This window comes from Variovorax sp. 278MFTsu5.1 (assembly GCF_048305045.1).
In the GTDB taxonomy this organism is placed as follows: domain Bacteria; phylum Pseudomonadota; class Gammaproteobacteria; order Burkholderiales; family Burkholderiaceae_C; genus Variovorax; species Variovorax guangxiensis.
This window is the reverse complement of record NZ_CP157622.1, coordinates 2,353,034-2,378,836: the sequence shown is the minus strand read 5'-3', so window position 1 is coordinate 2,378,836 and position 25,803 is coordinate 2,353,034. Positions and strand designations below refer to the sequence as shown.

The following is a 25,803-nucleotide window of genomic DNA, read 5'->3' as shown; positions in this document are numbered from 1 at the left end:
TCGCAACTACAGGAGAAACCGACATGGCCAAGGGTCAGCAACGCAGCAACAAGGAAGCGAAGAAGCCAAAGAAGGACACCTCGCCGCCCAAGCCTGTGAGCACTGGCGGCATCGAGCCGGTCCGCACCATCACGACCGAAGTGATCCCCCGCGGCAAGCTCAAGAACAAGTGATGAGCGAAGCGCCAGCGCCCGCCCCCAGGCCCCAGCCTCGCAATCCGCTGCACGGGGTCACGCTGGAGGCCATCGTCACGGCGCTGGCCGGCCACTACGGGTGGGAGCGCCTGAGCGAGCTCGTTCCCATCCGCTGCTTCACGCTCGACCCGAGCGTGAGCTCCAGCCTCAAGTTCCTGCGCAAGACGCCATGGGCGCGCGAGAAGGTCGAGAGCCTGTACCTCTTCATGCTGCGCGAGCAACGCCGCGAGCAGCAACAGCAACAGCAACCATGAAGGTCCGGATCGAGCCTTCGGGCCTCGACTTCGAGACCGACGCCGAAACCACCCTGCTGAAGGCCGCCGAGGCCGCCGGCATCGAGTTGCCGAGCTCGTGTCGCAACGGCACCTGCCGCACCTGCATCTGCCTGCGGCTCGCGGGCGAAACCCGCCACATCATCGAATGGCCAGGCCTGAGCGCCGAGGAAAAGGCCGAGGGCTGGATCCTGCCCTGCGTGGCACAGGCGCTGGGCGACGTCACGCTCGAAGTGCCGGGCGCGCGCTCCCTGTTTGCCGACTAGGCGGCCGGCGGCCTGACCGAAGGCGCCGCCACCACCAGCCGGTCGCGCTGCGCCAGCGACGGAAACAGCTTGAACCAGGTCAGCGCGACCAGCATGGTGCCCACGCCGCCCACCACCACCGAGCCGACCGGCCCCAGCAGCGCCGCCGTGGCGCCCGACTCGAACTCGCCGAGCTGGTTGCTCGCGCCGATGAAGATCGAGTTGACCGCGCTCACCCGCCCGCGCATGGCGTCGGGCGTTTCCAGCTGCACCAGTGTCTGGCGGATCACCACGTTGACCATGTCGGCACCGCCCGAGACCGCCAGCGCGATCAGCGAGACGACGAAGCTCTTCGAAATGCCGAACACCACCATGCACAGCCCGAAGAGCCCGATGGCCAGCAGCAGCGTGCGCCCGATGTGGCGCTCCACCGGCCGGCGCGTGAGCGCGATGGACATCACCAGCGCGCCCACCGCCGGTGCGCTGCGCAGCAGGCCCAGGCCCCAGGGACCGGTGTGCAGGATGTCCTTGGCATAGATCGGCAGCAGCGCCACCGCGCCGCCCAGCAGCACCGCGAACAGGTCGAGCGAGACGGCGCCGAGCACGGGCTTGCGCTTCCAGATGAAATCGACGCCCGCGAACACGGTGGACAGCGTCACCGGCTCGCGCGCGGCCGGCGTGTAGGCATAGCGCAGACGCAGCACCAGCGCGCAGGCGACACCGAAGAAGGCCACGCTGGCGCCATACACCACCGCCATGCCCGCCACGAACAGCAGGCCGCCAAGGGCCGGCCCGCCGATGATGGCGCCCTGCATGCCCGCCGAGCTGAAGGCCATTGCGCGCGCCAGCATGGTCGGCGGCACCAGCAGCGGCGTCAGCGCCTGCTGCGCCGGCATCTGGAAGGCCCGCACCGCGCCCAGCACCAGAGAAAGGCCCAGCAGCAGGCCGCGCGTGTCGTGCTTCTCGAGCACCGCCAGCAGCAGCACCAGTGCCACCAGCCCCTGCACCGCGAAGCAGGCCGCCACGATACGCCCGCGATGGTGACGGTCGACGATGTGCCCGGCCAGCAGCGCCAGCAGCAGCGCGGGCACGAACTGGTAGAGGCCGACCAGGCCCAGGTCCCAGGCGCTGCCGGTGAGCTCGTACATGTGCCAGCCGATGGCCACCAGCAACATCTGCGAGGCGGCCGTGCCGAAGAGGCGCGCCGTCCACATCTGCATGAAGGGGCGTTCGCGCGTCAGGTCGGAGAAGCTGGGGGGAGAAATCGCTGCGGCCGTCGATGTGGCTTGGGCGTCGGGGGAAGAGGAAGCGGAGGCTTGGGCGGGGCCGGACATTCGTCCGAGGATAGCCGAGGCCGGATGAGCGGGGCGTGAGCGTGGGCAAGGGGCCCGGCGCCCCGCTGTCTACACTCTGCGGCTTCCATGACCGCCCCGCCGCCACTGCAACCCGTTCACGAAGACCCGTACCTGCTGGTGCTAGACAAGCCTGCGGGCCTGCTCTGTGTGCCCGGCCGCGGCGAGGACAAGCAGGACTGCCTGAGCGCCCGCGCCATGCGGCAGTGGCCCGACGCGCTGATCGTGCACCGGCTCGACATGGCCACCAGCGGCCTGGTGCTGATGGCGCGCGGCATCGAGATGCAGCGCGCGCTGAGCGCGGCCTTTGCCGACCGCGAGGTACACAAGCGCTACGAAGCCATCGTCGATGGCGCGATGCCGCTGCGCCAGGAGTGGTCGCTGATCGACGCGCCGCTGATGGCCGACTGGCCGCGCCGCCCGCTGCAGAAGATCGATCCGGAGGGCAAGCCCAGCCTCACGCGATGGAAGGCGCTGTCAGTGCTGCCCGGCGAGCCCGCCGCCACACATGTGCTGCTGGAGCCCCTGACGGGCCGTTCGCATCAGCTGCGCGTGCATCTGCTGTCGATCGGACATCCGATCCTGGGAGATGCGCTGTACGGCGACGCCGCACTGCAGGCGCGTGCGGCGCGCCTGCTGCTGCATGCGAGCGAACTTGGGTTCGTGCACCCGGTGACGCAGCAGAGCCTTTTCTTCAACCGGCCGCCTGATTGGACGTGACGGGCTGGGCCCTTCCTCAGCCGCCCTTCACCACCAGCACGGGCATGTTCGCGTCCTGCAGCACACGCTGCGTCACGCTGCCCAGCAGCAGTTTCTCGATGCCGCTGCGGCCGTGCGAGCCCATCACGATCAGGTCTGCCGCGATGGCGATGGCCGTGTCGACGATGCCTTCGTGCACCACGTGGCCGTCGATCACGCGCTGGTCGCTGTGAAGGCCTTCCGCCGCGAGCGCCGCCACGCCGCGTGCGAGGGCGGCATTGGCACTGGCAGTGGCCGCCGCGAGGTATTCGTTCTGGCCGAGCGCATAGTCCGCGCCCACGCCGATGAAGGGGTAGTTGTCGATCACGTGAATCAGCGTGATGCGGCTACCGAAGGCCAGCGCGAGGCCGCTGGCCTTGCTGACGGCGAGCATGGAAGTTTCGGAGCCGTCGATCGGAACCAGGATGTGATTGAACATGGCGGGACCTCGCTTTCGTTCGCAGACAGACTCGGCCCATACCGGACCGGGGACCCGAATTTAACCGTTGTTGCGCAGAGCAGGCTGTAGGACTCGTGCCAGCAAGGGCAAGCCCCGAGATCGCCCAGCTTCAGTCCCCCTGGAAACCCTCGGCCCGGCAGGTGATCACCAGCGTGTCGCGCCAGCCCTCGCCGCCCTCTTCGAGCGGCTGGATCGGCGTCGACTCGTGGATCACGCGCGCATCGTCGAGCAGCAGAAGCGTCCACGGCTCGGTCATCGTGAAGCGCTCGCCGCGCCTTCCGTTGGCCTCGAACACGCGCGTCTCTCCGCCCTTGATGCCGTGCCGCCCCACGAGCGCGACAGCCACCAGATCCACGCCATCGCGGTGCGCGCCCTCGGGCGTGGGGCGACCGATGCCGCCCGCGGTATCGATGCGGAACTGGTGCGCCTCCACGTACCAGCGCTGCGCCGAGCCGCGCATCTCGCTGCTGGCCTTCCCGAGCTGCTGCAGCAGCCGCTGCCACACCGGCTGCGCGATGGTGGCGTCGAGCATCGGCGCGAACCAGCGCTGCATGCCGCCATGCAGCGCGTTGTATTCCACCGGCTGCCAGTGCGCGCGATGCGGCACCTGGGCGAGCGTGGCCTGCTCGTCGGCTTCGACGGTGAAGCAGGCATGGCGTCGCGTGCGATAGCGGCCGCCGTCCTTCAGGTAGTCGTCAGGCGGAAGATCGTTCCAGTCGGCATGCAGCGCTTCGAGCTGCGCGACCGGGAGACCGAGCCATTCGGCTACGCCTTGGGGGCTCAGCACGGCATAGCCTTGATCGCGCAGCGCGGCGGGCAGCTCGGCCGGCGAAATGAACGGAGGAGTGAAGGCGGCGGTGGTCACTGCGCGCTGACCTTCACGTCCTTCCAGAACGCGACGCGGTCGCGGATCTCTTCGGCTTCGGGCTTCGGGTCGGCGTAGTACCAGGCGGCGTCGGTGTTGAGCTCGCCGTTGACCAGCAGCGAGTAGTAGTTCGCTGTGCCCTTCCAGGGGCAGGTGGTCTTGTGATTGCTGAAGGTGACGAAGTCGCGGTTGAGCGAACTCATCGGGAAATAGTGGTTGCCTTCGACGAGGACTGTGTCGTCGCTTTCGGCGATGGTTACGCCGTTCCAGGTTGCTTTCATGGTTTTCGGGGTCTCCGGGGGCGGCCGGGTGCCGCTTTTCGGGGGTTATTGTGCCGCTGCTGGTGGTTTGGCTTTTTTGGTGGTTGTTATCTACCCTGCTGGGGGTTTGTTTTCCGGGGCCGGGTCTCGGCCCGGCGGCCGACCTACTTTTCTTTGCTTCGCTGTATGGACCGGGGACCTGGGTAACGGGTGTGCGCGGACATAGGAAACACTTTCTGGGTCGAGATGACCGAGGAAGTGCCCCATGCCCTGGCAACCGAGAGACCTGATGGACACCAAGCGAGAGTTCGTGGAACTGGCTTTGCAGGAGGGGGCGAACCGGCGCGAGCTGTGCCGGCGCTTCGGCATCAGCCCCAAGACCGGCTATTCGCTGCTCAAGCGCCATGCGCTGCAAGGCATGGCGCAAGCATGCACACCGCGCAGCACGCGACCGCTGAACTCTCCTACGCGCAGCACCGATGCGCTGGAGCAGGCCGTGGTCCAGCTGCGGCTGGCCCACCCCAGTTGGGGTGGCCGCAAGATCGCCCGCCGGCTGGCCGACCAGGGCCTGGGCGAGGTTCCTGCGCCCAGCACCGTCACCAACATCCTGCATCGCCATGGGCTGATCACTCCAGAGTCCAGCAAGGCAAGCGAACACTGGTGCCGCTTCGAGCACGAGCAGCCCAATGCCCTGTGGCAGATCGACTTCAAGGGCGACTTCGCCATGGCTGCGGCGCGCTGCTATCCACTGACCGTGCTGGACGACCATTCGCGCTTCAATCTCGCGCTGAGGGCTTGTCCCAGCGTGGGCACCGACAGTGTGCGACCGCACCTGGAGCAGGTCTTTGCCCGCTATGGGCTGCCGGTGCGCATCAACACGGACAACGGCGCTCCCTGGGGCGCTCCGCGTCAACCGGCGCATGGACTGTCCGAGCTGGGCGTGTGGCTCATCAGGCTGGGGATTCGGCTGAGCCACAGCGCGCCGTACCACCCTCAGACCAACGGCAAGATCGAACGCTTCCACCGCTCGCTGAACACGGAGGTGCTCGCCGGGCGCAGCTTCGCCGATCTGGGCCAGGCCCAGGCGGCCTTCGAGCGCTGGCGCGGCATCTACAACCACGAGCGCCCACACGACGCGCTGGACCTTCTCACGCCCGCCAAGCGCTACGCGATCAGCCCCAGGCCCTATCCGCGGGCGTTGGCTCCCATCGAGTACCAGCAGGGGGACACGGTGGTGATCGTCAAGCACAACGGCGAGGCCAGCTTCCGCGGCCACAAGCTGAAGGTGCCAAATTGCCTTCTGAAACTGCCCATCGCATTCCGCGCGGATCCACAACACGACGGCCACTTCGACGTGTTCTTCTGCCATCAGCCGTTCATGCGACTGGACTTGAACTGCCTGACAGCAAGGCGATAACCTGCCAGAGTGTTTCCTATGTCCGCGCACACCCGTTACCCAGGTCCCCGGTCCATACACTTCGCCAAAGAAAAGTAGGCAAAAGAAAGGCGACCCTACTGTCTGCGTCCCTTCGCTTCGCTACGGGCAACCTGCGGTGCTCGACGTAGGAGGGGGTCCGCAGAACTCGCTCCACTGCGTTGCGCTCAGACAGCTGCGGCCCTTATCCCTCCTACGTCTGCGCTCCTCGGCGCAGCCAGAAGGGATCGACACGCGCCATCGCTGCGCTCGGCTTTTGAACAGCCTTGGACTGGCCTTTGCTTCGCTCGGCCGGGGATGCACGTTAAGGAACCGATCTCTGCAGCACTAAGTGCATGCAAGCCGACCGCCCTATACCAAGCACAGCAGGCGCGAAGCGCCTGCTGTGCCTTGGGGGCCGAGCGAAGCAAAGGCCCGGGCATCTCCCCTCCCCTCTGGCTGCGCCGAGGAGCGCAGCGTTTCGCGGATCAGGGCTCGCCCTTGTCTGAGCGAAGCGAGTTTGGGCGAGACCCCGCGAAACGCGAGCACCGCAGGTTGCCCCGTAGCGCAGCGAAGGGGTCGCAGACAGTGGGGTCGCCTTTTCTTTGCCTACTTTCTTTTGGCGAAGCAAAAGAAAGTAGGTCGGCCGCCGGGCCGAGACCCGGCCCCGGGAAACAAACAACCAAAGGACTCAAGCAGCCAACCAGTGCACGCTGAAAAGCCTCTCCGGATCAGTCCAAACCGCCCCAGGCCGGAACCCAGCCCTAACAGCCAGCGCCCGAAGCCCCTCAACAGTGAACTTATGCGAGTACTCCGTATGAATAGTCTCGCCTTCCTCAAACCCGAACACCTGCCCATTCAAAGAAACACTCTGAGCCCGCCGGCTCACAAGATGCATCTCGATCCGCTGCCGAGGCGCGTTGTAGAACGCCGCATGCGAGAACCCATCGAGGTCGAAGTCGGCATCCAACTCAGCATTGGCCCGACGCAACAGATTCAGGTTGAACTCCCCCGTAACCCCCTGCGCATCGTTGTAAGCCGCATGCAACCGCCCCGGATCCTTCACCAGATCCACCCCGATCAGCAGCCCGCCTCCACGCAACATTCGCGCAGCCAGCTGCAGAAAAGCCAGCGCCTCGTCGGGCTCGAAGTTTCCGATCGTCGACCCGGGAAAGAATCCAACCCGTCGACCTGAACCAGCCATGGGCGCAGGCAGCACCAGCGGCATCGTGTAGTCGGCAGCGATAGGCTGCACCACCAGCTCCGGATAGTCCGCCTTCAGCCGCTGCGCGGCAGCCTCCAGATACTCCCCCGAGATGTCGATAGGCAGATACCGCTTGGGCGTCTCCAGCGCATCGAGCAGCAGCCGAACCTTGGTCAGCGACCCCGCTCCGAACTCGACGATCTCCGCATTCGGCCCGATCTGCTCCGCAATCTCCCCAGCGCATTCGCCAAGAATGCGCAGCTCCGTACGCGTGGGGTAGTACTCGGGCAGTTCGCAGATGCGGTCGAACAGCTGCGAGCCTGCCGCGTCGTAGAAGAACTTCGGCGAGATGCTGCGCGGCGAACGCGCCAGTCCCGCCTGCATCTCGCGGCCGAACTCGGACAGCGGCGCTGCAGTTGCATCGGCCCGCGACGAAGACGAAGCTGCCGGCTTCTGCCGCGCCTTCGCGGGCACGAAGGATGACAGCGAGGACGAGGAAGTTGGATTGCGCATGATCAAAGGTCTTTCGCGAGCCGCAGCCCCGTGAACTGCCAGCGCGCCGCCGGCGGGAAGAAGTTGCGATAGCTGGGCCGCGCATGCCCGGCCGGCGTGGCGACGCTGCCGCCGCGCAGCACCAGTTGCCCCACCATGAACTTGCCGTTGTATTCGGCGGCGATGCCCGGCAGTGGCCTGAAGCCGGGATACGGGTCGTACGACGACCGTGTCCATTGCCAGACATGTCCGGTCATCTGCGAGATGCCGGGCGCATCGTGCGCCGCCTCCCATTCGAACTCGGTCGGCAGCCGCGCGCCGGCCCATTCGGCGTAGGCGGCGGCTTCATAAAAGCTGAGCTGCGACACCGGCGCGTCGGCCTCCATCGGCCGCACGCCGTGCAGGCCGAACACATGCCAGCCACCTCCGGCCTGAGCCGTGGCGGCACCGGCGAAACGCAGCCTCGGATCGTCCTGCGCCAGCCAGTAGGCCGGATGCCGCCAGCCATTGGCCTGCACCGCGGCCCAGCCGTCGGACAGCCACAGGTCGGGCCGCTGGTAGCCGCCGTCGGCGATGAACTGGGCGAAGTCGCCGCAGCTCACCAGTCGGTCGGCAATGGCATAAGGCTGCAGCAGCGCACGGTGGCGCGGCGTTTCGTTGTCGAAGGAGAAGCCGGTGCCGGCGTGCCCCACCTCGGCCACGCCACCGTGCTGCTCGATCCAGCGCATCGCGGGCGGCACCGCGGCAAGGCGCAGCGCGGGGCCGCCGGCGGGCCTGTAGGCGGGCAGCATCGGGTTGCAGGAGAACGCATGCAGGATGTCGGTGAGAAGCAGCTCCTGGTGCTGCTGCTCGTGGTGCAGGCCCAGCGTGACGATGGGCTCGATCACGCTCCAGTCGGGCCCGCCCTCTTCCAGCAGCGCCACCACGGCCTCGTCGACATGGCGGCGGTACTCGTGCACCTCGTCCAGCGATGGCCGCGTGAGCAGGCCGCGCTGCGGGCGCGGATGGCGCGGGCCGAGCGCCTCGTAGTACGAGTTGAAGAGATAGAGGAAGCGCGCGTCGAAGGGCTGGTAGCCGCTGGCGTGCGGCTGCAGCAGCACGCTTTCGAAGAACCAGGTGGTGTGCGCCAGGTGCCACTTGGTGGGGCTGGCATCGGGCATCGACTGGATGCACTGGTCTTCGGCGGACAGCGGGGCGGCAAGCGTCAGGCTGGCTGCGCGCACTTCGCGAAACCTGTCGCGCAGGGCGCCCGCCGCCTGAGTGGTCGGCCGGGAAAGCGTCATGGAGTCTCCAGTCGGGTCAGCCGCAAGTTGTAGCCCATCCGGGTCGCGGCGGCACGTAGGACAAAACGCCGCAGGCCTGCCGCCGCGACTTCGGCAAAGAGCACAAGGGGGAGCCACTGTGGCACAAGACGCCGGGGCGTGCAGGAGGGCTGCGTATCATCCGACGCATGCAAACGACCAACCCATCGGGCAGGCCCAAAGTCGTCATCGTCGGCTGCGGATTCGGCGGACTCGAAGCGGCGCGCAAGCTGCAGAACGCCAATGTCGACGTGACGGTGATCGACAAGACCAACCACCACCTGTTCCAGCCGCTGCTGTACCAGGTGGCGACCGCCGGGCTGGCCGCGCCGTCCATCGCGGCGCCGGTGCGCGGGCTGTTCCGCAAGCAGCAGAACATCACGACGCTGCTGGGCGAGGTGAGCGGCATCGATCCGGCCTCGCGGTCGGTGCAGCTGGCCAACGGCGACCGCGTGCCGTACGACCACCTGATCGTCGCCGCCGGCGCCACGCACAGCTACTTCGGGCACGACGAGTGGTCCACCGTGGCGCCCGGACTGAAGACGCTGGCCGATGCCTTCGAGATCCGCCGCCGCGTGCTGCTGTCCTTCGAGACCGCCGAGATCACTGCCGACCTGGAACGCCGTCGCGCCCTGCTCACCTTCGTGGTGATCGGCGCCGGCCCCACGGGCGTCGAGATGGCGGGCACGCTGGCCGAGATCGCCAAGCACACGCTCTCGGGCGAATTCCGTCACATAGACCCCGCCAGCGCACAGGTGCTGCTGGTCGAAGGCGGCCCGCGCGTGCTGCAGGCCATGCCCGAGTCGCTGAGCCAGAAGGCGCTGGAGCAGTTGCAGAAACTGGGCGTCGAAGTGCGGCTGAACGCGCGGGTGACCGCCATCGACACCACCGGGCTCGAAGTGCAGACTGGCGGCGGCGCGGAGGGTGCTCCGGTCGACAGCTACCGAATCGATAGCAGCTGCGTGGTGTGGGCGGCCGGCGTGGCGGCTTCGCCGCTGGGCCGCATGCTCGGCGCGGCCACGGGCGTCGAATGCGACCGCGCGGGCCGCATCAGGGTCGAGCCCGACCTGAGCCTCGCGGGCCACCCCGAGATCAGCGTGGTCGGCGACCTCGCCGCCGCCATGAGCCACGCGCCCGGCAAGCCGCCCAGGCCGGTGCCCGGCGTGTCGCCCGGCGCCAAGCAGGCGGGGCGCGCGGCGGCCGCCAACATCCTGCGCCGCATCGCGGGCCAGCCGACGGTGCCGTTCCGCTATGCCGACTACGGCAACCTTGCGACCATCGGCCGCAACTCGGCGGTGGTCGACCTGGGCACGCCTTTCGGCCCGCTGCGCTTCAGCGGCCGGCTCGCATGGCTGTTCTGGCTGTTCGCGCACGCCTACTTCCTGATCGGCTTTCGCAACCGCGTGGTCGTGATGATGGATTGGGCCAGCGCCTACTGGAGCTTCCAGCGCAACGCGCGCGTGGTGGCCGACGTTCAAGGCAAAAGCGAATCCTGAAAACCAGCCACATGCTCTCGCTCTTCATCTGGATCGCGGCGCATGCGGCCGAAGCGCTGTTCTGCCTCTGGGTGCTGCGCTGGGGCGGCGCCGAACGGCTCGAAGGCACCTTCGCCTCGGGCTTTTTCTTCAGCAACTTCGCGCCGCGCTGGAGCGCCGAGGGGCTGAAGATGGCGGCGCTGATCCTGCTGGTGTTCTGCGCCGTCAGCTTCGTCGCGGGCCTGTTCGTGCCGGGGCTGCGTTGCTGGGGCAGCTGCTAGCAGCGCCCTGCCCCCCAAGCCTCAAGTCCCGATCACGCCGCCGTCGTTCTTGGTGATGGCGATGGTCGCCGAGCGCGGCCGGCCCGCGCCGTCGGGCCACTTCGACACGGCGAGCGGGCGGTCGGGGTCGCTGCGCTCGTTGGCCGGTTCGCCCGGGTGCTGGATGTTGATGAACAGCGTGCGCAGGTCTGGCGTGGCAGTGAGGCCGGTGATCTCGCAGCCCGCCGGGCCGAGCAGGAAGCGGCGGATCTCGCCCTTGGTCGGGTCGCAGGCCAGCATCTGGTTGTTGGGCAGGTTGGCGTACTCGCCCTTGCCCAGCGTGGAGGTCGACACGTCGGTCTCGATCCACAGCACGCCGCGCGCGTCGACCATCAGGCCGTCGGGGCTGCCGAAGGTGTCGCCCTTGATGTTGCCCTGCGCCTCGTAGCGCTTCTGCTTCGGATCGCCCGCGAGCACGAGGTGGTTCCACGTGAACTTGGTGGCATCGAGGTCGCCGCTTTCCTTCCAGCGGATGATCTGCCCCATCGTGTTGTTGGAGCGCGGGTTGGCCGCGTCCATGAAGGGCTGGCCGGCGGCGCCGCGGTTGCTGTTGTTGGTGAGCGTGCAGTAGATCTCCTTGGTCAGCGGATCCACCGTGGTCCACTCGGGGCGGTCCATCTTCGTGGCGCCCAGCAGGTCGCTGGCCTGGCGAGCCTTGATGAGCACGTCGCCCTGGGTCGTGAAGCCCTTGTCGGCCACGAGGCCGCCCTTGCCTTGCGTGAGCGGCAGCCATTCGCCGGTGCCGTCCACGTCGAAGCGCGCCACGTACAGCGTGCCGTGGTCGAGCAGGTCGCGGTTGGCGGCGGCGCCGCCGGGCTTGACCTCGTCGCGGCTCACGAACTTGTAGATGTATTCGAAGCGCGAGTCCTCGCCCATGTAGACGACGGCGCGGCCGTCGTTGGTGAGCGCGGTGGCTGCGCCCTCGTGCGCGGCGCGGCCCATCGCGGTGCGCTTGCGCGGCGTGGAGGTGGGGTCCTGCGGGTCGATCTCGACCACCCAGCCGTAGCGGTTCGATTCGTTGGGGTGCTTCGACACGTCGAAGCGCGCCTCGTGCTCGTGCCAGCGGTACTTGGCGCCGTTGCCCTTCTTGATGCCCCAGCGCTTCTGGTGGGCGTCGGGCGTATCGGTGCCCTCGAAGTAGTCGGCGAAGTTCTCTTCGCAGGTGAGGTAGGTACCCCACGGCGTGTGGCCGTTGGAGCAATTGTTGAAGGTGCCCAGCACCTGCGTGCCCGAGGGGTCGGCGGCGGTGCGCAGCATCGCGTGGCCGGCGGCGGGGCCGGTGAGCGTCATCGGGGTGAGCGCGGTGATGCGGCGCGCGAAGCGCGAGGGCGCGAGCTGGGTCCACTTGCCGGCGCCGTCGCGCTGCAGCTCGATGACCGACACGCCGTGCGCGTTCATCGACTTGCGCACCTTCTCGGGCGTCCAGGTCTTCATGCCGTCGGGGTGAAGCAGGCCATCGTCGACGTATTCGTGGTTCAGCACCAGCAGTCCGCGGTTGGAGCCTTCGATCGGGAAGAAGGCCATGCCGTCGTGATGCATGCCGGCCTGCAGCGCCTGCTCTTCGGCGGTGTTGGAACCGTCGGTCTTGAAGGCGGGCATGGCGCCCGCGATGCCGGTCGGGTCGCCCCAGCGGTAGAGAACCTGGGTGCTGTAGCCCTCGGGCACGACCACGGTGTCGACGGCTGCCATGGGCACGCTCTTGAAGCCGATGGAGCGGCCCAGGCCGCTCACGTTGCCGCTTCCTCCGGTGGTGCCGGTGGTGGCGCATCCGGCCAGCGTGCCGGCCGCCAGCGGGCCGAAGAGCCCGGCCACCGCCGCCGCCATGCCGCCGCGCACGAACACACGCCGGGCGGGGTCGGAAACTTCATGGATCGTGGGGTTGGTGGAGGGATTGGAGGCCTCCATGCGGGCGAAGTCTTTGGCCATGTTGTTGTCGCGGGGGATTGTGGGAACCCGCCATGCTCCGGAGATCCCGTGAATTTGCCGTGACATTGGCAACCTGGGCTCCAGGCACCGGCAGGCTCAGAAAAGGTTTCCCCAATGGCCGCCGCCCCAGTGCGGCCGTGCCTGTTCGTCGCGCTGGTGCTTGCGCCATTCCCATGGCGGCGTCGGCTTCGGGTCGGCCCAGAGGCCGGCGCGGCGCGCCTGAGCGCGTTCCTGCAGCTTGAACAAGCCGCCGCCGCGCTTGGTGGCGAGGCGGTTGTAGTCGTACACCCAGGCCCAGCCCTCGGAGACCATGCGGCTGCCGGCGTCCTCGCCGTTGCAGCTCACGTCGGCCACGGTGCGGCCGTAGCGGTCGGTATCGACCTCGGTGATGAGCGCCTGCTCGCCGAAGCAGATGCCGCCGAGCGCCTGCCTGCTGCGCTGGCCGTAGGGCTGGGCCTTCTCGGGCGCGTCGATGGCTGCGATGCGCACCTTCACGCGCTCGTAGGCGCCGATGCGCCCGCAGCGCGCGGTGAGCGTGTCGCCGTCGCTGATGCCTACGACGAGGCAGTTGCGCGGCGCGGCCTGGGAAAGAAGGGGGAAGGCAAGAAGAGCGAGAGCAAGAAGACTGGAAGGCAGCGCGCGAAAGTGCATGAAAGAGCCGGAAGGACCAGGAGATTGGCAGAATGGCCGGTCCGGTCGAGGCTAAGTGATGCGCACGCCGGAAAAGATCGGGACACAGTTTTTTTCTTTCTTGCGTTCTTCCCTGAACGGCGCTTCGAAGGAGACCCGCACATGCAGGAACCCACCCGGGACGACTGGTTTTTCGCGGCCAACGACGCATGGGACGCCGGCGCGCACAAGAAGGCGCTGTCGCTGTTCCTCAAGGCCGCTGCAGCCGGCGAGACGCACGCGCTCAACAGCGTCGGCTACTTCCTCGACCACGGCATCGGCGTGAAGCAGGACAGCGCCGCCGCTCGACTCTGGTATCGCAAGGCGGCCAAGGCAGGCGACATTGCGGGCTGCGCCAACCTGGCCATCTGCTACCGCGACGAAGGCAATTTCCGCTGGGCCCGCTACTGGTTCGAGCGCGCCTACGCACAGGGCGACGGCGACGCAGCGCTGGAGCTGGGCCGCCTCTTCCTCTGGGAAGGCCCGCACAAGAACCACCGCAAGGTCGTCGACTACCTGACGAAGGCGACGCTGGCGGCTTCGGTTACGCCCGATGGGAAGAAAGAAGCCGGGAGATTGTTGAAGTCGATGGGGCGCAAGGAGTAGCGCGCCCCCGGCTCCAGCTCACTTCCCCGCGTTCTCATCCTCCTGCAGCAGCCGCCACATCACCTTCCCGCTCCCGCTCTTGGGCAGCGCATCGACGAACTGCACCTTGCGCGGGATCTTGTAGACGGCCATGTTCTCGCGGCACCAGTCGATGATCTGCTGCTCGGTGGTGTCCTTGTGGGTGGGGCGCAGCACCACCACGGCCTTGACGGATTCGCCGCGGTAGTCGTCCCTGGTCGAGATCACGCAGGCTTCCTGGATGGCCGGGTGGCGGAACATCAGCAGCTCGACCTCGGCCGGCCACACCTTGAAGCCGCTCGCGTTGATCATGCGTTTCAGGCGGTCGGTGATGAAGAAGTAGCCATCCTCGTCCATGCGGCCCATGTCGCCCGAGCGGAAGAAGCGCTTGCCCTCGAATTCGACGAAAGCTGCCGCAGTGGCATCGGGGCGCTTCCAGTAGCCCTGGAACACCTCTGGCCCGTGGATGATGATCTCGCCCGATTCGCCGATGGGCATTTCCTTCAGCGTGTCGGGGTCGACCACGCGGGCGTCGGTGCTCATGAAAGGGATGCCCAGGCACTGCTGCTTGGGGTGGTCCGACGGGTTGGTGTGCGAGGGCGCGGCGGTCTCGGTGAGGCCGTAGCCCTCCTGGTACTTCAGGCCGTACTGCTCGAACAGGCGTTGCGCCACTGCCTGCGGCATGGCGGCGCCGCCGCCGCCGATGTAGTTCATGCTCGACAGGTCGTAGTCCTTGAAGTTGGGGCTGGCCATCAGGTCGATGACCATGGTCGGGATGTTGGTCCAGGCCGTGACCTTCCAGCGCGAGATGAGCCGGCCGGCCACGTCGCGGTCCCAGCGCGGCATGATGATCAGCGTGGCCGCCGCGAGGATGGCCGTGTGCATCATGCTCACCACGCCGGTGATGTGGAACATGGGCACCACGGCCAGCACCACCGTCTCGGAGGTCGAGCCGCCCCACATCAGGCCCGCGAAGGCGTTGTGCATCAGGCTCGAGTGGTGGTGGACGCAGCCCTTGGGCAGGCCGGTGGTGCCGCTGGTGTAGGGCAGCAGCGCCATGTCGTTCGCGCCCACCACGTGCTCGGGCGGCGGGTGGCCGGCTTCGAGCGCGTCGGTCCAGGCGATGACCTTGCCGCCTTCCAGAGCGGGCAGCGGATGGCGGGTGGTGAGCCATTCCTTCCAGGCGGGCGCCGGGGCGTCGTCGCCCGAGGCATCGGCATCGAAGGCGTCGGTGAACTGGGTCACGATCATGTGGCTCAGCCGCTGCCCGGGCGGCAGCGCGTTGCTGGCCTTGGCCAGCTCGGGCGCCAGGTCGCCGGTGATGATGGCCACCCTGGCGTCCGGGTCGGTGATGTAGTGCTTGAGCTCCTCGGCCCGGTTCATCGGATTGACCGGCACCACCACCGCGTTGGCGCGCAGGATCGCGAAATGCGCGATCACCAGCTGCGGGCAGTTCTGCATGTCCAGGATCACACGGTCGCCGCGCTTCACGCCCAGCGCGTGCAGCGTGCCGGCCAGCTTCTCGGCCTGCGCGGCGAAGTCGCGGTAGCTGGTCACCCGGCCGAAGAACACCAGCGCGGGCTTGTCGGGGTAGCGCGCGGCCGAGGTGGCCAGGTTGTGCCAGAGCGAGGTGGCGGGGACGGTGATCGAATGCGGCAGGCGCTTGGGCCAGAACTTGTGGTGCGGGCGTTGTTCCATGGTTGAAACGGGCGGAAGGAGGAAAGAGGGAAGGAAGGGAAAGCAGCTTTGCGCCAGCCTAAGCCGCCGCGCCCGCCGCTCCCATCGGGGAAGCCCCCGGGGCGTCACCTTGGCGACGCCCATTTTTCTGACGCGGCATGCGACGCGATGTGCGACTACAGACAAGCGCCCCCGCTTCGGCGATACCTGCTGACCCGCAACCCGTCACCGCAATGAAGGAGTCGACATGGCAGCAGACAAGCACGCGAGCGTTCACTGGGAAGGCGCCGGCAAGACCGGCAAGGGCCTGATCAGCACCGAGACCGGCGCCCTGAAGGACTACCCCTACGGCTTCGCCAGCCGCTTCGAGGACGACAAGCGCGGCACCAACCCCGAGGAGATCGTCGGCGCGGCCCATGCTGCCTGCCTGACGATGGCTTTCGCGTTCGCGCTGGAAAGAGAAGGCCTGACGGCCACGAAGATCGACACCCGGGCCGCCGTGCGCCTGGCCAAGGATGGCGCGGGCTTCAAGATCGACCGCATCCAGCTCGAACTCGACGCCAGCGTGCCGAACCTCGACGAGGCGAAGTTCCAGGAGATCGCGGCCGCCGCCAAGGCCGGCTGCCCGCTGTCGAAGGCGCTGGCGAGCGTGCCCGAGATCACGCTGAAGGCGACGCTGGCCGGCTGAGCGGGCTGCCTATGATCGTCTCCTCACAAGAACAGGAGACGGATCATGAACAAGCCCTTTCGCGCCGCGCTCGCGGCCATTTCCCTCGGCCTCGGCGCCACGGCGGCAACGGCCGCCTTTCCCGACAAGCCGATCAAGATCGTCATCGGCTTCCCGGCCGGCGGCCCGCTCGACCAGCATGCGCGCCTGCTCACCGACAAGCTGCAGGCCGTGCTGGGCCAGCCGCTGATCGTCGACTACAAGCCCGGCGCGGGCGGCTCGGTGGGTGCCGACGCGGTCGCCAAGAGTCCGGCCGACGGCTACACGCTGATGCTGGCCAACACCGGCGTGGCGGTGATCAACGGCGCGCTCTACAGCAAGCTGCCCTACAACACGCAGCGCGACTTCGTGCCCATCGCGCGCACCGCGATGCAGCCGCTGGCGCTGCTGGTCACGCCCAGGCTGCCGGTGCAGAACCTGAAGCAGTTCATCGACTACGCCAAGGCGCGGCCCGGCCAGGTCAACTACGGCTCGGCCGGCAACGGCGGCATCAGCCATCTGGTGCCCGAGATGTTCAAGACCGCCACGGGCATCTTCATGGTGCACATCCCCTACCGCGGCAGCGCGCCGGCCTTCACCGACCTGATGGGCGGGCAGGTGCAGTTCATGGCCGAGTCGATCCCGCAGGCGGCCAACTATCACAAGCAGGGCAAGGTGCGTGCCCTGGCCGTGACCAGCCGCGAGCGCAACCCCGCCCTGCCCGACATCCCGACCGTCATCGAATCGGGCGTCAAGGGCTTCGAGGTGGTGGGCTTCTACGGCTTCCTCGCGCCGAAGGACACGCCTAAAGACGTGGTCGCCAAGCTCAGCGACGCCTTCAAGCTGGTGCTCAACAACCCCGAGGTGCGCGAACGCATGGTGAGCCAGGGCGCCGACCCGGCCTTCCTGGGCAGCGACGACTTCGCGCGCTTCCTCGCGACGGAAACGCCGCGCTGGGAGAAGGCGGTGAAGGCCTCCGGCGCGCGGATGGACTGACCCGACCGGCGCGGCTCAGGGCGGCGTGGCCGCGTGCCGCTCGAGCCGCGCGCGGTCCAGCAGCTCGATGGCGCGGTAGCGCACGCGCAGCGTGCCGTCTTCCTCCCAGAGCTTGAGCTGCCGGTTCACGCTCTGGCGCGACACGCCGAGCATGAACGACAGGTCTTCCTGCGACACGCCCAGCAGCGTGCCGCCGCCCTTGCCCGTGCCCTCATTCACGCCCTCCGCGCGCGCGTCCAGCGTGAGCAGCCGGTGCGCGAGCCGAACCGGCAGCGGCATCAGGATCACGTCGTCGATCCACGCCAGCGCCTGGCGCAGCCGCAGGCACACCAGCCGGGTGAAGGCCATGTGCACGTCGGGATGCTCGGCCACGAGCCGGTGGAAATCGGCCGCCGCGACCACCGCCATCTCGGTGGTGTCGACCGCGCAGGTGTCGTAGACGCGCTCGCGCCCCACCAGCAGCGACACCTCGCCGAACCAGTGGCCGGGTTCGAGCATCGCGATGACGGCCTCGCGCCCGCCCGGCGCCACCACGCTCACACGCAGCGATCCTGAAACCACGCCGAAGAGCGCATCGGGCGACGAGCCCTTGTGGAAGAGCGATTCGCCGCGCGCCAGCGTGCGCCGGTGCGCCACTTCGAGCAGGCGCCGCTGCACGTCCTCGGCCAGCCGCATGTCGCCGTTGTGCACCGGCGATGGCTGTGCAGAGTCCGGCGCCGTGCCGGTCGATGAAGGGGGCGTGCGTGGCATCGCGGGTTTGTCCGTAGCGGCGATTGCCAACACCGGACAGTCTTGTTTCAGGGGCGTGCCGATAGTACGCAGCGAGCCCGGGCAGGCGCATTCGCGCCAACCCGATGTCAGCAGCTTTCCTGTCACATGGAGCACACCCCGATGAACGACGACAGCACCCCACGCACAGCACTCCAGGCCCGCCGCGAGCGCCTCGTGCTCGACCACTTCGCCGACGAGACCCGGCAGGACTTCGACGCGGTGCTCGGCACCTTCCCGCATCCGCACTACGAGCTGGTTCCCAGCGGCGAGGTGCACGACGGCATCGCCGAGGTGCGCCAGTACTACGTCGACACGCGCCGCGCATTTCCCGACCAGCGCCACGAGATCATCAAGCTGCGCCACGCCGACGATTCGGTGGTCGTCGAGTTCTGGCTGCTGGGCACCCACAAGGGCCCGCTGAAGGGCCTGCCGCCCACGGGCAACAGCTTCCGCTGCCGCATGAACGCCTTCTTCATCTTCGAGGGCGACCGGCTGGTGTGCGAGCGCGTGTACTTCGACACGCTGACGATGCTGCGGCAGCTGCTGGCGGGCGTGCCGGCCGAGCACGTCGGCGCGCTGGTTGGCGGCCTGCTGGGCCAGCCCGCCGCCGCACGCGCACCCGAGACCGCCTCGGCATGAGCGCGCTGCGCGGCGATGCGCTCGCGGGCCGGCACGCCATCGTGACCGGCGGGGCGCGCGGCATCGGGCTGGCGATCGCGCGGCGGCTCATGGCGGCGGGTGCGAGCGTCGCGCTGTGGGATCTCGACGCATCGGTGCTGGCGGATGCCTTGCGCAAGCTCGAACCGCTCGGCACCGCCACATCGGCTGTGGTCGACGTGCGCGACGAAGAGCAGATCGCACACGCGGCCTCGCAGTCGAGCGAGCGCTTCGGCGGCACCGACATCCTCGTCAACAACACGGGCGTGCTCGGCCCGACCGTGCCGGCCTGGGAGCACACGCCCGCGCAATGGCGCATCGTGCTCGACATCAACCTGACGGGCGCATGGCTGTGCTGCCGAGCGGTGGCGCCGGCGATGCTCGCCCGGCGCCGCGGCCGCATCGTCAACATCGCCTCGGTCGCGGGCAAGGAGGGCAACGGCTTCAACGCCGCCTACTCCGCCTCGAAGGCCGGGCTCATCGCACTCACCAAGTCGCTGGGCAAGGAGATGGCCTCGTCCGGCGTGCTGGTGAACTGCATCACGCCCTCCGCGGCCGACACCGACGTGTTCGCGGCCGTGCCCGCGGAGCACCGCGAGCAGCTTCGCACCGCCCTGCTCTCGCGCGTGCCGATGGGGCGCTTCGTCGAGGTCGACGAGGTGGCGGCCATGGCCGCATGGCTTGCGTCGGATGACTGTTCCTTCAGCACCGGCGCGGTGTTCGACATCTCGGGCGGGCGCTCGATGTACTGAGCGTGCCCTGCCCGCTTCCTTCAAGAGAGACAAGGAGCCCCCATGATCCGAGACCCCGAACCCTCCGGCCTCGCGCAGCTCGCGGATTTCGACGGCGCGCACAACGCCGCCATGCCTCAAGACCGCCTGCGCGCCGTCCGCCGTGCCGCCGAGGGCCTGCGCGAGCGCCTGCTCGACGCACCGCCGGTACGCTTCGCGCGCAGCTTCAACCTGCTGCGCATTCCCTACCCAGCCTGGTTCGCCTTCACCGGCGTGTATTCGCAGCAGCTGCTCAAGCCGCACATGGTGCATCTGCTGGCGCGCATGGTGCTCGTGCAGTACGACGACTTCGAGGGCCGGCTGCGCACGCTGCTGTTCACCCCGGCCGACTTCGAGGCCGGCAACGAGACGCCCTACTTCAAGCGCCTGGCCGCGCAGACGCCGAAGTTCCTGCACAAGGCCATCGCGCCGGTCTACCAGACCGTGCCGCAGGCGCTGGCGAGCTGCGGCGTGGCGCCGGAGCAGGTCGACTACATCACCTACGACCACCTGCACACGCAGGACGTGCGCCGCTGGCTGGGCAGCGACGGCACGCCGGGCCTGCTGCCGAACGCGAGGCTGCTGGTGCACCGCCAGGAACTCGCGAGCGTGCAGGGCCTGATGCCGGTGCAGGCCGAGTGGTACTGCCCGCACGGGCTCGACGGCATTCCGGCCGATCGCATCGTGGCCTTCGACGGCAGCATCCAGCTCGGACGCGGGCTGGCGCTGGTGCACACGCCGGGCCACACCGAGGGCAACCATTCGCTGGTCTACCGCGCCGCCGACGGCCTGCGGGTGAGCAGCGAGAACGGTGTGTCGGCCGACAGCTGGGCGCCGCTGCAGTCGCGGCACAACGGCATCCGCCGCTACGCGCAGGCCACCGGTGCGGAGGTGATCCTCAACGGCAACACGCAGGAGAGCAGCAACGACCAGTACCTGTCGATGGTGCTGGAGAAGACGCTCGCGGGCACATCTTCCTCGCACGGCTTCAGCAACGTGGTGCCGTCGGCCGAATGCACGCCGCACTGGCTCTTTCCGGGCGCACCGGCCAGCTTTCTCTGGGGCGAGACCAGCTTCGGAACGCCGGTGACGGCCTGACCCAACAACGACAACGACAACGAGGAGACAGACGATGAACACAGCCACCCTGGCCGGGGCGCAGGCAAGCACCTCCCCGGGCGCCACCGCGCGCGAGGACGCCGCCCTCTTCCGCAAGATCACCTGGCGCCTGATGCCGCTGCTGTGCGCCTGCTACGTGCTGAACTACCTGGACCGCACCAACGTGGGCTATGCGCAGCTGCAGATGAAGGAGCAGCTCGGCTTCAGCGACGCGGTGTTCGGCCTGGGCGCGGGCATCTTCTTCATCGGCTACGCGGTGTTCGAGATTCCGAGCAACCTGATGCTCGCGAAGATCGGCGTGCGCGCGACGCTGCTGCGCATCATGGGCCTGTGGGGGCTGGCCTCGGCCGCGATGATGTTCGCGACCACGCCCGCGCAGTTCTACGTGCTGCGCTTCCTCATCGGCGTGTTCGAGGCCGGCTTCGCGCCGGGCGTGCTGTTCTACCTGACGCTGTGGTTCCCCTCGCACCGCCGCGCGCAGGCCACGGCGCTCTTCTTCATGGCCTTCGGCGCGGCGCCCATCGTGGCCGGGCCGATCGCGGGGCTGACCATGACGTATCTCGACGGCGTGCTGTCGCTGCGCGGCTGGCAGTGGCTCTTCCTGCTCGAAGGGCTGCCGAGCGTTCTGCTGGGCATCGCGGCTTTCGGCTTGCTGTCGAACAGCCCGGCGCAGGCGGCCTGGCTCAGCGCCGCCGAGAAGCAGCGCGTGGCCCGCCTGCTGGCCGAGGACCAGGCCGCGCACGGCGCCGCCGAGCGCCACACCTTCGGCGCGGCCATGCGCGACGGCCGGGTCTGGCTGATCGGCTTCATGTCCTTCCTCATCATCCTGGGCATCTACGCGTTGTCGTTCTGGCAGCCCACGATCCTGAAGTCGATGGGGCTGAGCGTGCTGCAGATCGGCTTCTACTCGGTGATCCCGGCGGTGGCGGGCATCGCGGCGAACATCGTCGTGGGCCGGCATTCCGACCGCAGCAAGGAGCGCCGCTGGCACTTCGCGCTCAGCGCGGTCGTGGGCGCGGCCGGGCTGGCGCTCACCACGCTCTTCATGCACGACGCCATCGCCGCCGTGCTGTGTCTCTCGCTGGCGGCCATGGGCATCTCGGCGGCTTTCACCGTGCTGTGGGCGGTGCCGGGCAACTTCATGTCGAAGAGCGCGGCGGCGGCTGGCATCGCGCTCATCAGCACCATCGGCGGCAGCGCGGGGCTGGTGGCGCCGATGATGGTCGGCTGGCTCAAGACGCTCACCGGCGGCTTCACCGCCAGCCTCTACGTGCTGAGCGGGGCGCTGGTGCTGTCGGCACTGCTCATGCTTGTGGCGCTGCCGGCCAGCGCGCTGGGGCGCGGCCGGCACTGAATCGGCGCACCGCGCCGGGCCTCCGTGCGGGGGCATGCTCCATTCAGGTGCGCAAATCTTGCATACCAGTTGGCACAGAAGCTGCTGGTATGCAGGCCTATGGCCATTTCCGCATCCGAAATCAGTGCACGCATCGTCGAGGCGGTGATGGCGCAGAAGCTCGCGCCGGGTTCTCGCCTGGGCGAGCAGCAGTTGGCGATGCTGTTCGACTGCAGCCGCACCATCGTGCGCGAGGCGCTCACGCGGCTGGCGGCGCGCGGCATCGTCACGGTGAGCGCGCGTCGCGGCTGGTTCGTCATCGAGCCTTCGCAGGACGAGGCGCGCGAGGCCTTCGAGGCGCGGCGGGTGATCGAGCTCGGCCTCATCCGCAGCGCGGGTACCGCCGGCAAGATCGAGAAGACCGCCCTGCGCCAACTGAAAGCGCACCTGCAGCGTGAAAAGGCCGCACTGAAAGAGAGCGACGTCGGCAACCGCAGCTTCCTGCTGGGCGATTTCCATGTCTGCCTGGCCGAGTGCCTGGGCAACACGCTGCTGGCGGACACGCTGCGCGACTACACGGCGCGCACCACGCTGATCGCGATGCTGTACCAGTCCACGCACGACGCGGTGCAGTCCTGCGAAGACCACGTGCGCATCGTCGCGGCGCTGGAGCGCGGCGACCACGCCGCCGCCGAGGCGCTGATGGCCGAGCACATCGGTACGGTGCAGTCGGCCCTGCGCGTGCAGGCGCCCACCGATCCGCTGGCGCAGTTGCGCGACGCGCTGGCGCCGTTGCAGAACACGGCCACGCCCAAAGGCAAGGGCCGCAAACCCGGCGCACCACCCGATTCCGATTCTTCGACTTACCTAGGAGCCCTGCTATGACTTTCTCTGCTTCCAAGCGCCGCATCGCCCTCGCGCTCGCTTCCGCCGCCATGCTCGCCTCGGCCGGCGGCGCCTATGCCCAGAACGCGCTCGACAACGTGCTCAAGGCCAAGACCATCAAGATCGCAGTGCCCACCGACTACCCGCCCTACGGCTCGGTCGACAAGAACATGAAGCCCCAGGGCCTCGACGTGGAGATGGCAGAGCTGATCGCCGCCAAGCTCGGCGTGAAGGTCGAGCTGGTGCCCGTGACCAGCGCCAACCGCATCCCGTACCTGCAGACCAGGAAGGCAGACCTGGTGATCTCCACGCTGGGCAAGAACCCCGAGCGCGAGAAGGTGATCGACTTCTCGTCGGCCTACGCGCCCTTCTTCCAGGCCGTGTACGCCGCCAAGAGCATGAAGCTCACCAGCTTCGCCGACATGGCCGGCAAGACCGTGGCCGTGACGCGCGGCGCGATGGAAGACCAGGAGCTGAACAAGGTGGCGCCGCCGAACGTCGACTACCGCCGCTTCGAGGACAACAACGCAACCATCGCCGCCTTCGTGGCCGGCCAGACGCAGACCATCGCGACCAGCGCCGCCGTGGCCGGCGACATGCTCGCCAAGAATCCGAAGGTCAGCGCCGAGTTCAAGCTGCTGCTGAAGGACAGCCCCTGCTTCGTCGGCGTGGCCAAGGGCGAGACCGCGCTGAAGACCAAGGTCAACGAGATCATCGCGGCCGCCAAGAAGGACGGCACGCTCGACGCCATGTCCAAGAAGTGGCTCGGCAAGGCCGCTGGCGACCTCCCTGTCTGAACAAGCACTCCCCCATGCTTCGCGCACTTCGTGTCGCTGCGCACACCCCCTCGCCGGGGGCAACGCCTGCGGCCCGGCAAAGCCGGTTCCGCGGCGTTCCACGAAGAGAAGACTGACTTATGAACATCGAGTTTGACTTTGCTGCGGTGCTCTCCGAGTGGCCGCTGCTGCTGCGCGGCGTGGCGTGGACCATCGGCCTGACCGCCGTCGGCACCGTGCTGGGCATGATCGTGGGCACCTTCTGCGCCTGGGCGCGCGCCGACGGCCCGAAGTGGCTGCGCGCCATCGTGGGCACGTACGTGGAGCTGATCCGCAACACGCCCTTCATCGTGCAGCTGTTCTTCATCTTCTTCGGGCTGCCGGCCGCGGGCGTCAAGCTCACGCCGGAGGTGGCCTCGGTGATCGCGATGGTGCTGAACCTGGGCGCCTACTCCACCGAGATCATCCGCGCCGGCATCGAGGCCACGCCCAAGGGGCAGATCGAGGCGGCCGTGAGCCTGGCGCTCAGCAAGTCGCAGGTGTTCCTGCGCGTGGTGCTGCCGCCGGCGCTCAAGAAGGTGTGGCCCGCGATGGTGAGCCAGATCGTCATCGTGATGCTGGGCTCTGCCGTGTGCGGGCAGATCTCCACCGAGGAGCTGAGCTACGCGGCCAACCTTATCCAGAGCCGCAACTTCCGGGCCTTCGAGGCCTTCATCGTCGCCACGCTGATCTACCTGGCGCTGTCGGTGGCGCTGCGGCGGCTGCTCGACTGGGCAGGGCCGAAGTTCTTCTTCGGACGCTGAGCGAACACGGGCACTTTCACCACCATGGCTGACTTTTCACTTTGGGACATCCTGCGCAACCTGCTGCTGGCACTGCGCTGGACTGTCGTGCTCTCGCTCATCGCCTTCATCGGCGGCGGCATCGTGGGTGCGCTGCTGCTCTTTTTGCGGCTGCGCGGCGGCAAGGCGATCGGCCGGGCCGTGGGCCTTTACGTGCAGCTCTTCCAGGGCACGCCGCTGCTGATGCAGCTCTTCCTGGCCTACTTCGGCATTGCGCTCTTCGGCGTGGACGTCTCGGCGTGGACCGCCGCCAGCGTGGCACTCACGCTCTACACCAGCGCTTTCCTCACCGAGATCTGGCGCGGTTGCGTGGCCTCGATACCGAAGGGCCAGTGGGAGGCCTCGGGCAGCCTCGCGCTGAGCTTCGGCGAGCAGCTGCGCCACGTGATCCTGCCGCAGGCGGTGAAGATCGCCATCGCGCCCACGGTGGGCTTCCTGGTGCAGGTGATCAAGGGCACCGCGCTGGCGTCGGTGATCGGCTTCGTCGAACTCACCAAGGCCGGCAGCATGATTTCGAACGCCACCTTCAAGCCCTTCGTGGTGTTCAGCTGCGTGGCCCTGCTTTATTTCGTGCTGTGCTTCCCGGTGAGCCTGTACGCCAAGAACCTCGAGAGGAAATCCCATGGCCGCCGTGCTTGAACCCCAACAACAACCCGCCACCGTGGCAGGCTCGCCCATCGTGCGCATCACGGCGCTGCGCAAGTCGTACGGCACCAACGAGGTGCTCAAGGGCATCGACCTCGAAGTGAAGCGCGGCGAGGTGATCGCCATCATCGGCAAGAGCGGCTCGGGCAAGAGCACGCTGCTTCGCTGCATCAATGGGCTGGAGGTGTTCCAGGAAGGCTCGCTCACGGTGGACGGCAAACCGTTGCTGCACGAGAGCGCCATGGCCATGCGCGAGCTGCGCCAGCGCGTGGGCATGATCTTCCAGGGCTTCAACCTGTTTCCGCACCTCACGGTCGGCAAGAACGTGATGCTCGCGCCCACGCTGGTGAAGAAGCGCACCAGCCTCGAAGCCGCCTCGCAGGCGCGCAAGCTGCTCGCTCGCGTGGGCCTGGCCGAGAAGTTCGATGCCATGCCCGACCAGCTCTCCGGCGGCCAGCAGCAGCGCGTGGCCATCGCCCGCGCGCTGGCGATGGAGCCGGCCGTGCTGCTGTGCGACGAGATCACGTCCGCGCTCGACCCCGAGCTGGTGGGCGAGGTGCTGCGCGTGGTGGAATCGCTGGCCGACGAGGGCATGACGCTGCTGATGGTCACGCACGAGATGAGCTTCGCGCGCAAGGTCAGCGACCGCGTGATCTTCATGCACCAGGGCCGCGTGCACGAGATGGGGCCTCCGGCGGAGCTGTTCGGCAATCCGCGGACGGCGGAGCTGAAGCAGTTCCTGTCTTCGCTGCACGACTGAATCGAAACCGGCCGGGTTATCCTCGGCCCATGGCCTGCCTGCGTACCGCGTCCAC

At 68.0% G+C, this 25,803-nt stretch carries 29 protein-coding genes; 19 read left to right on the top strand and 10 right to left on the bottom strand.

Annotated features, from left to right (window positions below):
- Positions 1–23: 23 nt before the first annotated feature.
- From ABL844_RS10720 to ABL844_RS10710, 3 genes are read left to right on the top strand one after another with little or no spacing between them, the layout of a single operon-like run.
- Entirely contained in the window at positions 24–173 is a 150-nt protein-coding gene (locus ABL844_RS10720) for a hypothetical protein (RefSeq protein ID WP_165909684.1), read from the top strand.
- Positions 173–448 (top strand): VF530 family DNA-binding protein, encoded by a 276-nt coding sequence (locus tag ABL844_RS10715; RefSeq protein WP_369658798.1) that lies wholly within the window; start codon positions 173–175, stop codon positions 446–448. The genes ABL844_RS10720 and ABL844_RS10715 overlap by 1 nt, the downstream gene beginning before the upstream one ends.
- On the top strand, positions 445–732 hold the full coding sequence (locus ABL844_RS10710) for a 2Fe-2S iron-sulfur cluster-binding protein (RefSeq protein ID WP_126024168.1): 288 nt from the start codon (positions 445–447) through the stop codon (positions 730–732). The genes ABL844_RS10715 and ABL844_RS10710 overlap by 4 nt, the downstream gene beginning before the upstream one ends.
- Here the strand turns inward: ABL844_RS10710 and ABL844_RS10705 are convergent.
- On the bottom strand, positions 729–2,045 hold the full coding sequence (locus ABL844_RS10705) for an MFS transporter (RefSeq protein ID WP_418131225.1): 1,317 nt from the start codon (positions 2,043–2,045) through the stop codon (positions 729–731). The two genes, ABL844_RS10710 and ABL844_RS10705, sit on opposite strands and share 4 nt — an antisense overlap.
- 87 nt (positions 2,046–2,132) lie before the next feature.
- Here ABL844_RS10705 and ABL844_RS10700 point away from each other — a divergent pair, with 87 nt between their 5' ends.
- On the top strand, positions 2,133–2,783 hold the full coding sequence (locus ABL844_RS10700; protein ID WP_369658800.1) for an RluA family pseudouridine synthase: 651 nt from the start codon (positions 2,133–2,135) through the stop codon (positions 2,781–2,783).
- A gap of 16 nt (positions 2,784–2,799) precedes the next feature.
- Here ABL844_RS10700 and ABL844_RS10695 read toward each other — a convergent pair whose 3' ends face one another.
- The 3 genes from ABL844_RS10695 to ABL844_RS10685 all read right to left on the bottom strand — a co-directional run bounded on the left by ABL844_RS10695 (position 2,800) and on the right by ABL844_RS10685 (position 4,407).
- Entirely contained in the window at positions 2,800–3,240 is a 441-nt protein-coding gene (locus ABL844_RS10695; RefSeq protein WP_007833935.1) for a universal stress protein, read from the bottom strand.
- Positions 3,241–3,370: 130 nt separating this feature from the next.
- Complete coding sequence (locus tag ABL844_RS10690; RefSeq protein ID WP_418131224.1) at positions 3,371–4,126, bottom strand: 2OG-Fe dioxygenase family protein; 756 nt, start codon at positions 4,124–4,126, stop codon at positions 3,371–3,373.
- Positions 4,123–4,407, bottom strand: a complete 285-nt coding sequence (locus tag ABL844_RS10685; RefSeq protein ID WP_126024165.1) for a DUF427 domain-containing protein — start codon at positions 4,405–4,407, stop codon at positions 4,123–4,125. The genes ABL844_RS10690 and ABL844_RS10685 overlap by 4 nt, the downstream gene beginning before the upstream one ends.
- Before the next feature lie 244 nt (positions 4,408–4,651).
- Here ABL844_RS10685 and ABL844_RS10680 point away from each other — a divergent pair, with 244 nt between their 5' ends.
- Positions 4,652–5,803 carry an IS481 family transposase gene (locus ABL844_RS10680; protein ID WP_418129051.1) on the top strand — a complete coding sequence of 384 codons (1,152 nt, stop codon included), beginning with the start codon at positions 4,652–4,654 and terminating at the stop codon, positions 5,801–5,803.
- 688 nt (positions 5,804–6,491) lie between these two features.
- Here ABL844_RS10680 and egtD read toward each other — a convergent pair.
- Positions 6,492–7,388, bottom strand: a complete 897-nt coding sequence (gene egtD / locus ABL844_RS10675) for an L-histidine N(alpha)-methyltransferase (RefSeq protein ID WP_418131897.1) — start codon at positions 7,386–7,388, stop codon at positions 6,492–6,494.
- A 131-nt stretch (positions 7,389–7,519) separates the two neighbouring features.
- Entirely contained in the window at positions 7,520–8,779 is a 1,260-nt protein-coding gene (gene egtB / locus ABL844_RS10670) for an ergothioneine biosynthesis protein EgtB (protein WP_184636212.1), read from the bottom strand.
- Positions 8,780–8,946: 167 nt separating this feature from the next.
- On the opposite strand from egtB, the gene ABL844_RS10665 reads away from it, so the two are divergent.
- Positions 8,947–10,293 (top strand): NAD(P)/FAD-dependent oxidoreductase, encoded by a 1,347-nt coding sequence (locus tag ABL844_RS10665; RefSeq protein WP_418131223.1) that lies wholly within the window; start codon positions 8,947–8,949, stop codon positions 10,291–10,293.
- Positions 10,294–10,304: 11 nt separating this feature from the next.
- Positions 10,305–10,553 carry a hypothetical protein gene (locus ABL844_RS10660; RefSeq protein ID WP_418131222.1) on the top strand — a complete coding sequence of 83 codons (249 nt, stop codon included), beginning with the start codon at positions 10,305–10,307 and terminating at the stop codon, positions 10,551–10,553.
- A 21-nt stretch (positions 10,554–10,574) separates the two neighbouring features.
- On the opposite strand, the gene ABL844_RS10655 is transcribed toward ABL844_RS10660, so the two are convergent.
- Together ABL844_RS10655 and ABL844_RS10650 are read right to left on the bottom strand one after the other, a co-directional pair.
- Positions 10,575–12,518, bottom strand: coding sequence for a PhoX family protein (locus tag ABL844_RS10655; protein WP_418131221.1), 1,944 nt, complete (start codon positions 12,516–12,518; stop codon positions 10,575–10,577).
- Between the two features lie 96 nt (positions 12,519–12,614).
- Entirely contained in the window at positions 12,615–13,169 is a 555-nt protein-coding gene (locus ABL844_RS10650) for a thermonuclease family protein (RefSeq protein ID WP_418119810.1), read from the bottom strand.
- Between the two features lie 141 nt (positions 13,170–13,310).
- Here ABL844_RS10650 and ABL844_RS10645 point away from each other — a divergent pair, with 141 nt between their 5' ends.
- A complete protein-coding gene (locus ABL844_RS10645) occupies positions 13,311–13,793 on the top strand; it encodes a tetratricopeptide repeat protein (RefSeq protein ID WP_126024158.1) in 483 nt (160 codons plus the stop codon).
- A gap of 18 nt (positions 13,794–13,811) precedes the next feature.
- Here the strand turns inward: ABL844_RS10645 and ABL844_RS10640 are convergent, their stop codons facing one another.
- Entirely contained in the window at positions 13,812–15,509 is a 1,698-nt protein-coding gene (locus ABL844_RS10640) for a long-chain fatty acid--CoA ligase (protein ID WP_418131220.1), read from the bottom strand.
- A gap of 226 nt (positions 15,510–15,735) precedes the next feature.
- Between ABL844_RS10640 and ABL844_RS10635 the strand changes: the two genes are divergently transcribed.
- Both ABL844_RS10635 and ABL844_RS10630 read left to right on the top strand, forming a co-directional pair.
- Positions 15,736–16,176 carry an OsmC family protein gene (locus ABL844_RS10635; RefSeq protein ID WP_184636200.1) on the top strand — a complete coding sequence of 147 codons (441 nt, stop codon included), beginning with the start codon at positions 15,736–15,738 and terminating at the stop codon, positions 16,174–16,176.
- A 45-nt stretch (positions 16,177–16,221) separates the two neighbouring features.
- Positions 16,222–17,190 carry a Bug family tripartite tricarboxylate transporter substrate binding protein gene (locus ABL844_RS10630; protein ID WP_418131219.1) on the top strand — a complete coding sequence of 323 codons (969 nt, stop codon included), beginning with the start codon at positions 16,222–16,224 and terminating at the stop codon, positions 17,188–17,190.
- Between the two features lie 15 nt (positions 17,191–17,205).
- Here ABL844_RS10630 and ABL844_RS10625 read toward each other — a convergent pair whose 3' ends face one another.
- Positions 17,206–17,940, bottom strand: a complete 735-nt coding sequence (locus ABL844_RS10625) for a Crp/Fnr family transcriptional regulator (RefSeq protein WP_184636195.1) — start codon at positions 17,938–17,940, stop codon at positions 17,206–17,208.
- A 141-nt stretch (positions 17,941–18,081) separates the two neighbouring features.
- Between ABL844_RS10625 and ABL844_RS10620 the strand changes: the two genes are divergently transcribed.
- The 9 genes from ABL844_RS10620 to ABL844_RS10580 all read left to right on the top strand — a co-directional run bounded on the left by ABL844_RS10620 (position 18,082) and on the right by ABL844_RS10580 (position 25,748).
- Entirely contained in the window at positions 18,082–18,600 is a 519-nt protein-coding gene (locus tag ABL844_RS10620) for an ester cyclase (RefSeq protein ID WP_418131218.1), read from the top strand.
- On the top strand, positions 18,597–19,370 hold the full coding sequence (locus ABL844_RS10615) for an SDR family NAD(P)-dependent oxidoreductase (protein ID WP_418131217.1): 774 nt from the start codon (positions 18,597–18,599) through the stop codon (positions 19,368–19,370). Before ABL844_RS10620 ends, ABL844_RS10615 begins: the two co-directional genes overlap by 4 nt.
- A gap of 42 nt (positions 19,371–19,412) precedes the next feature.
- Positions 19,413–20,486 carry a hypothetical protein gene (locus ABL844_RS10610; RefSeq protein ID WP_418131216.1) on the top strand — a complete coding sequence of 358 codons (1,074 nt, stop codon included), beginning with the start codon at positions 19,413–19,415 and terminating at the stop codon, positions 20,484–20,486.
- Between the two features lie 34 nt (positions 20,487–20,520).
- Entirely contained in the window at positions 20,521–21,861 is a 1,341-nt protein-coding gene (locus ABL844_RS10605) for an MFS transporter (protein ID WP_418131215.1), read from the top strand.
- A gap of 99 nt (positions 21,862–21,960) precedes the next feature.
- A complete protein-coding gene (locus tag ABL844_RS10600; protein ID WP_184636185.1) occupies positions 21,961–22,725 on the top strand; it encodes a GntR family transcriptional regulator in 765 nt (254 codons plus the stop codon).
- Positions 22,722–23,522: a transporter substrate-binding domain-containing protein gene (locus ABL844_RS10595; protein WP_126024152.1), complete on the top strand. Its 801-nt coding sequence runs from the start codon at positions 22,722–22,724 to the stop codon at positions 23,520–23,522. Before ABL844_RS10600 ends, ABL844_RS10595 begins: the two co-directional genes overlap by 4 nt.
- Before the next feature lie 119 nt (positions 23,523–23,641).
- Positions 23,642–24,304 carry an amino acid ABC transporter permease gene (locus tag ABL844_RS10590; protein ID WP_126024151.1) on the top strand — a complete coding sequence of 221 codons (663 nt, stop codon included), beginning with the start codon at positions 23,642–23,644 and terminating at the stop codon, positions 24,302–24,304.
- Between the two features lie 24 nt (positions 24,305–24,328).
- The gene (locus ABL844_RS10585) at positions 24,329–24,982 is read left to right on the top strand and encodes an amino acid ABC transporter permease (protein ID WP_019654918.1); all 654 of its coding nucleotides are present in this window, start codon (positions 24,329–24,331) and stop codon (positions 24,980–24,982) included.
- Positions 24,966–25,748: an amino acid ABC transporter ATP-binding protein gene (locus tag ABL844_RS10580; RefSeq protein ID WP_126024150.1), complete on the top strand. Its 783-nt coding sequence runs from the start codon at positions 24,966–24,968 to the stop codon at positions 25,746–25,748. The genes ABL844_RS10585 and ABL844_RS10580 overlap by 17 nt, the downstream gene beginning before the upstream one ends.
- Positions 25,749–25,803 lie beyond the last annotated feature (55 nt).